This window comes from Mangrovibacter phragmitis (assembly GCF_001655675.1).
GTDB classification, from domain to species: Bacteria; Pseudomonadota; Gammaproteobacteria; order Enterobacterales; family Enterobacteriaceae; genus Mangrovibacter; species Mangrovibacter phragmitis.
Map to the genome: position 1 here is coordinate 1 of NZ_LYRP01000017.1, position 5,663 is coordinate 5,663.

Annotated in this window: 4 protein-coding genes, 4 tRNA genes, 2 rRNA genes and 1 pseudogene; 9 read left to right on the plus strand and 2 right to left on the minus strand. The window is 47.4% G+C overall.

What is annotated here, in order from left to right; genetic code table 11:
- The 4 genes from A9B99_RS12975 to birA form a co-directional block, all read left to right on the plus strand.
- A 23S ribosomal RNA gene (locus A9B99_RS12975) occupies window positions 1-249 on the plus strand; the annotation flags it as partial.
- Between the two features lie 201 nt (window positions 250-450).
- Window positions 451-566: ribosomal RNA gene (rrf, locus tag A9B99_RS12980) — 5S ribosomal RNA — on the plus strand.
- 228 nt (window positions 567-794) lie between these two features.
- Window positions 795-1,823, plus strand: a complete 1,029-nt coding sequence (murB, locus tag A9B99_RS12985; RefSeq protein ID WP_064598132.1) for a UDP-N-acetylmuramate dehydrogenase — start codon at window positions 795-797, stop codon at window positions 1,821-1,823.
- Window positions 1,820-2,782 (plus strand): bifunctional biotin--[acetyl-CoA-carboxylase] ligase/biotin operon repressor BirA, encoded by a 963-nt coding sequence (birA, locus tag A9B99_RS12990; RefSeq protein ID WP_064598134.1) that lies wholly within the window; start codon window positions 1,820-1,822, stop codon window positions 2,780-2,782. Before murB ends, birA begins: the two co-directional genes overlap by 4 nt.
- A 29-nt stretch (window positions 2,783-2,811) precedes the next feature.
- Here birA and coaA read toward each other — a convergent pair whose 3' ends face one another.
- Both coaA and A9B99_RS24500 read right to left on the minus strand, forming a co-directional pair.
- Window positions 2,812-3,738, minus strand: coding sequence for a type I pantothenate kinase (gene coaA, locus A9B99_RS12995; protein WP_064598136.1), 927 nt, complete (start codon window positions 3,736-3,738; stop codon window positions 2,812-2,814).
- A 227-nt stretch (window positions 3,739-3,965) separates the two neighbouring features.
- A pseudogene (locus tag A9B99_RS24500) lies at window positions 3,966-4,211 on the minus strand (N-acetyltransferase); the annotation flags it as partial.
- Between the two features lie 585 nt (window positions 4,212-4,796).
- Here A9B99_RS24500 and A9B99_RS13005 point away from each other — a divergent pair.
- The 5 genes from A9B99_RS13005 to A9B99_RS13025 all read left to right on the plus strand — a co-directional run.
- Window positions 4,797-4,872, plus strand: a tRNA-Thr gene (locus tag A9B99_RS13005).
- 9 nt (window positions 4,873-4,881) lie between these two features.
- Window positions 4,882-4,966 (plus strand) — tRNA-Tyr (locus tag A9B99_RS13010).
- Window positions 4,967-5,080: 114 nt separating this feature from the next.
- Window positions 5,081-5,155: transfer RNA gene (locus A9B99_RS13015), tRNA-Gly, on the plus strand.
- 6 nt (window positions 5,156-5,161) lie between these two features.
- A tRNA-Thr gene (locus A9B99_RS13020) sits at window positions 5,162-5,237 on the plus strand.
- A gap of 112 nt (window positions 5,238-5,349) precedes the next feature.
- A partial coding sequence (locus tag A9B99_RS13025; RefSeq protein WP_044643658.1) for a GTP-binding protein occupies window positions 5,350-5,663 on the plus strand: 314 nt, incomplete at its 3' end.

Below are 5,663 nucleotides of genomic sequence, written 5' to 3' on the forward strand. Positions count from 1 at the left end.
TACGAGAGGACCGGAGTGGACGCATCACTGGTGTTCGGGTTGTCATGCCAATGGCACTGCCCGGTAGCTACATGCGGAAGAGATAAGTGCTGAAAGCATCTAAGCACGAAACTTGCCCCGAGATGAGTTCTCCCTGACTCTTTGAGAGTCCTGAAGGAACGTTGAAGACGACGACGTTGATAGGCCGGGTGTGTAAGCGCAGCGATGCGTTGAGCTAACCGGTACTAATGAACCGTGAGGCTTAACCTTACAACGCCAAAGATGTTTTGGTGTGAGAGAGACGAAATTTTCAGCCTGTTAACGGATAAGTAAAGTCGTGATGGATTTTACGTTATGGCAGGGCGCAGAGCCGCACCGCGTAAGGAGCATACTGAAGTATGTGACTGAGCGGGCAGGCGAGAGCAACGCAGCAAGAACGTAAAAGAGACACGACCGAGCACAAAGAATCTGCCTGGCGGCAAGAGCGCGGTGGTCCCACCTGACCCCATGCCGAACTCAGAAGTGAAACGCCGTAGCGCCGATGGTAGTGTGGGGTCTCCCCATGCGAGAGTAGGGAACTGCCAGGCTTTAATTAAGAAGAACCCTCAGCGAAAGCTGGGGGTTTTTTGCTTTGTAATATACCCAAATCTGCACCATTCATCAGAGATACATTCAGGCAGCAATACTCTGTGTGATAAGCGTCTGGGCCGTATTTTCTGTTATCCATCTGGCGGGTATCAAAATCCTTCTTGTGACAAGCCATTACACCATGAATCGGTTACACTAATTGCTGTTGGTCAGCAGGAAGAGCGTTCATGAGCAATACGTTAAAACCATTTCATACCTTTGGCATAGATGTCTGCGCGCAGCATATCGTCATTGCAAATTCCGCGGCAGATATTGTTTCGGCCTGGCAAAGTGCGCAGAGCGCTCAGCAACCTGCTCTCATCGTAGGGGAAGGAAGCAATCTCCTGTTCCTTGATGATTTTTCTGGCACGATTATTCTTAACCGTATTGCCGGAATCCAAATTGAAGAAGACAGCAATAATTGGCTACTACATGTCGGTGCTGGCGAAAACTGGCATCATTTGGTTGAATTATCCCTGGAGAAGGGGATTGCTGGTCTGGAAAATCTTGCTCTAATACCTGGCTGTGTTGGGTCATCACCTATCCAGAATATTGGGGCATATGGACGTGAAATAAAAGATGTATGCGCCTACGTTGACTGTATCAATCTGGAAACCAGCGAGGGGCTGCGTCTGAACGCTGAAGAATGCCAGTTTGCTTACCGGGACAGCATTTTTAAACACGAGTATAAAGACCGAATGGCCATTGTGGCCGTAGGTTTTCGCCTGCCGAAGCAGTGGGTACCTTTAATTACGTATGGTGATTTAGCGCAACTGACAATAGACAGTGTTACTCCGCAGCAAATATTTGATGCAGTGTGCCATATGCGTCGAACAAAATTACCAGACCCTGCTGTACAGGGTAATGCTGGCAGTTTCTTTAAAAACCCCGTAGTAGATGCAATGACTGCAAATGTCCTGATGCAACACTACCCCAAAATACCTCATTATCCCCAACCTGACGGCACTGTTAAACTGGCAGCTGGGTGGCTTATCGACCAGTGTGGGCTAAAAGGCTACCGGACAGGGGGGGCGGCAGTGCATCAGAATCAGGCATTAGTACTGGTTAATGTCAATAATGCAACCAGCGAAGATGTTGTAAACCTTGCCAGAAACGTGCGGCAGAAGGTCGGTGAGAAATTCAATGTGTGGCTGGAACCTGAAGTGCGCTTCATTGGTCGTCAGGGTGAAGTCAGTGCTGTGGAGGCGATTGCATGAAGGATAATAAAGTACCATTAACGCTTATTTCTATTTTGTCGGATGGTGAATTTCACTCGGGCGAACAACTGGGTGAACACCTGGGTATGAGCCGGGCGGCAATTAATAAGCATATTCAAACACTGCGTGATTGGGGTATTGACGTTTTCACAGTGCCAGGCAAAGGTTACAGCCTTCCAGAACCCATCCAGTTACTTAGCGCTGATGTTGTTCAGGCGGGTGTCACAGCAGGAAACGTGACAGTTCTCCCCGTTATTGATTCAACTAACCAGTACCTTATTGAACGTATTGATGAACTTAATTCGGGTGATGTCTGTATTGCTGAATACCAACAAGCAGGGAGAGGGCGTAGGGGACGCCAGTGGTTTTCACCATTCGGAGCCAACCTTTATCTTTCCATGTACTGGAAACTTGAACAAGGGCCGGCGGCAGCTGTAGGCCTGAGCCTGGTGATTGGCATCATTATGGCAGAAGTACTCCATGCACTGGGCGCAGACCAGGTCCGTGTAAAATGGCCTAATGATCTCTATCTTCACGACCGAAAACTTGCGGGTATTTTAACTGAATTAACAGGTAAAACAGGTGATGCTGCACATATCGTCAGTGGGGCAGGGATCAACCTGACAATGCGTAATGTTGAATCAACCATTGTTAACCAGGGGTGGATCAGCCTGCAAGAGGCGGGAGTGTCAATTGACCGTAACCAGCTGGCAATTTATCTTATCAATGCCTTGCGGGACGCACTTTTGATTTTTGAGGCCCATGGCTTGACACCATTTTTGCCTCGTTGGGAAAAACTGGACAACTTTATAAACCGTCCTGTGAGACTTATTATTGGTGAGCGGGAAATTACCGGTATCTCTCGGGGCATTAATGAACAGGGAGCGTTAATGCTGGAACAAAATGGTATGATCACGCCGTGGATGGGTGGCGAGATTTCATTGCGCGGAGTGATGTAAACAGGGGGCTCCCCCCTGTTTGGTGTATGTTATTTTCTCAATCTTACATGCTCAACTGCATGATTGCTGCTTTTGCTCAGAATCAGACTAGCTCTTTCCCTGGTTGGCAGAATATTTTCTTTCAGGTTTAACCAGTTGATTTCCTGCCATAATTGTGTGGCAACATCGATGGCCTGCTGTTCTGTCAATTGAGCGTAATTATGAAAGTAGGAATCTGGGTCGGTGAACGCGCCTTTACGGAACTTCAGAAAACGATTGATATACCAGGTTTGCAGTAGCTCTTCCGGCGCATCAACATAAATAGAAAAATCTACGAAGTCTGAAACAAATACATGGTGTGGAGCATGGGGATAATCCATTCCACTTTGCAATACATTCAGCCCTTCGAGAATCAATATATCTGGCTGTGAGACGGTCTTATCCCCATCAGGAATAACATCATAAATGAGATGAGAATAAACGGGAGCACTGACTGACGGTGCACCAGATTTCAGCTCAGAGACAAATTTAACCAGCCGGTACATATCATAGGATTCTGGGAACCCTTTCTTTTTCATCAGGCCACGTTCTTTAAGCACCTCATTCGGGTGTAAAAAACCATCAGTGGTAATGAGCTCAACACGACGGTGTTCTGGCCAGCGGCTGAGCAAGGCCTGCAAGACACGGGCTGTCGTACTTTTCCCTACCGCAACACTTCCGGCAATACTGATGATATAAGGGATCCTCTGGCCATTAGTTCCCAGAAATTGCTCAAGCACAGCCTGGCGGCGCAGGTTTGAACTGATATAAAAGTTAAGCAAACGAGAAAGTGGTAAATAAATCTCAGCAACTTCCTCCATTGAAAGGTCTTCATTGATACCTTTCAACCGCGCAATCTCACCTTCGGTCAGTGTCATAGGAACTGAATCACGAAGTGCAGCCCACTGGCTCCGGTTAAACTGTAGATAAGGAGTCATTCACATATACTCTTGTTTCGCTGATGTACCTGATCATTGCAACGAATTCCAGCACTTAAAAGGCTAACCAGTCTGCGACTGATACAAGACACACCGAGAAAAAGTTATTTTGATAATGGTCTGGAGGGTATCACCAGATGGCGTCGAATAATAAGAAAAAATAAGTTTAGGTGATGCTTTAGGAGGAAAGCATCACCTGAGACCAATTTTTTATTTCGGATGAGTTGTCAGAATAGTGCGGCAGTAAACCATCGTTTGTAATAAATCATAGAAGATGAGAACCCGTTGTGCTGAGAAAACGTATAGTCTGGTCGTTCTCCAGGACAACGGTAACCCTGAGCCTGATAAAACAGTTCTGCACCAGACCCTGACCTGGCACCAGGGCAAATCAGCCCCCGCTTATGGGCTCGTGCTGGACTTTCCAGTGTTTCAAGCAGATTACGGCCAACACCTCTACGACGGCAACGTTGATGAACAACTAGTGCATAACCTCTGCTCGGTTAATCGCATCATCAGTTTGTGCCAGCCTTAATTGAATGGCTCCTGTGATGCCCTCCTCATCTCTGGCAATCCACATGAGTAGTTGCAGCTTTTATTTCCGATAATTTATCGGGACGTGGCACAGGTTGTGTTGTCTGCAACGCATCTGGAAGCGTTTCGGATAACTGCTGGCTGTAGATGGATAACATGGTAGGACTCAGCGGAATAATCTTCATGGCATTGACCTCCACACAGATAACCAGCCTGAGAAATGCAAAATGTGATCTATGTCACATTCATTAGTTTGGCAGAAGAAATTCTCTGCCGGGAGTGACGAGTGGCTCTGCACCACTCTCTGTTAGTTGTATAAAAAAAGCACTGACATGATACGGGGAAAAAGAGAGTTGGTCACCCCTGGAGCATTATTATGACCAACAGACTGAAGGATATTTGTTCTCCTTTGGCTGAAAAGTAGTCATAATTGCGATGTGTAGTGCAAAATGTGAGCGATAGAACATTTTATGCGATTTTTTTGTTGCATCACGGGGCATGTGTTCCTAGAATGCGCGCTACTTGATGCCGACTTAGCTCAGTAGGTAGAGCAACTGACTTGTAATCAGTAGGTCACCAGTTCGATTCCGGTAGTCGGCACCATCAAGTTCGGGTGGGGTTCCCGAGCGGCCAAAGGGAGCAGACTGTAAATCTGCCGTCATCGACTTCGAAGGTTCGAATCCTTCCCCCACCACCAATTTCGGCAATGCATGAGTATTGCCCGGGGCGCCTAAAAAATTAAGCGACCCGAATGCTGAGAGAAATCCTCTCATAATTCCGACAGAAAAATCAGGTAGCCGAGTTCCAGTGTGCGGGCATCGTATAATGGCTATTACCTCAGCCTTCCAAGCTGATGATGCGGGTTCGATTCCCGCTGCCCGCTCCAAGATGTGCTGATATAGCTCAGTTGGTAGAGCGCACCCTTGGTAAGGGTGAGGTCGGCAGTTCGAATCTGCCTATCAGCACCACTTCTTATTCTCCCTCCCTGTTTTCTTCTGTTTAAAGTTCTGTTAATTCAGGCTTAATGCCTGGTTGATGTGGTGATATCACCGATTTATCCGTGTCTTAGAGGGACAATCGATGTCTAAAGAAAAGTTTGAACGTACAAAACCGCACGTCAACGTCGGTACTATCGGTCACGTTGACCATGGTAAAACAACCCTGACTGCTGCAATCACTACCGTTCTGGCAAAAACCTACGGTGGTTCTGCTCGCGCATTCGACCAGATCGATAACGCGCCGGAAGAAAAAGCTCGTGGTATCACCATCAACACTTCTCACGTTGAATACGATACCCCGACCCGTCACTACGCGCACGTAGACTGCCCGGGCCACGCTGACTATGTTAAAAACATGATCACCGGTGCTGCTCAGATGGACGGCGCTATCCTGGT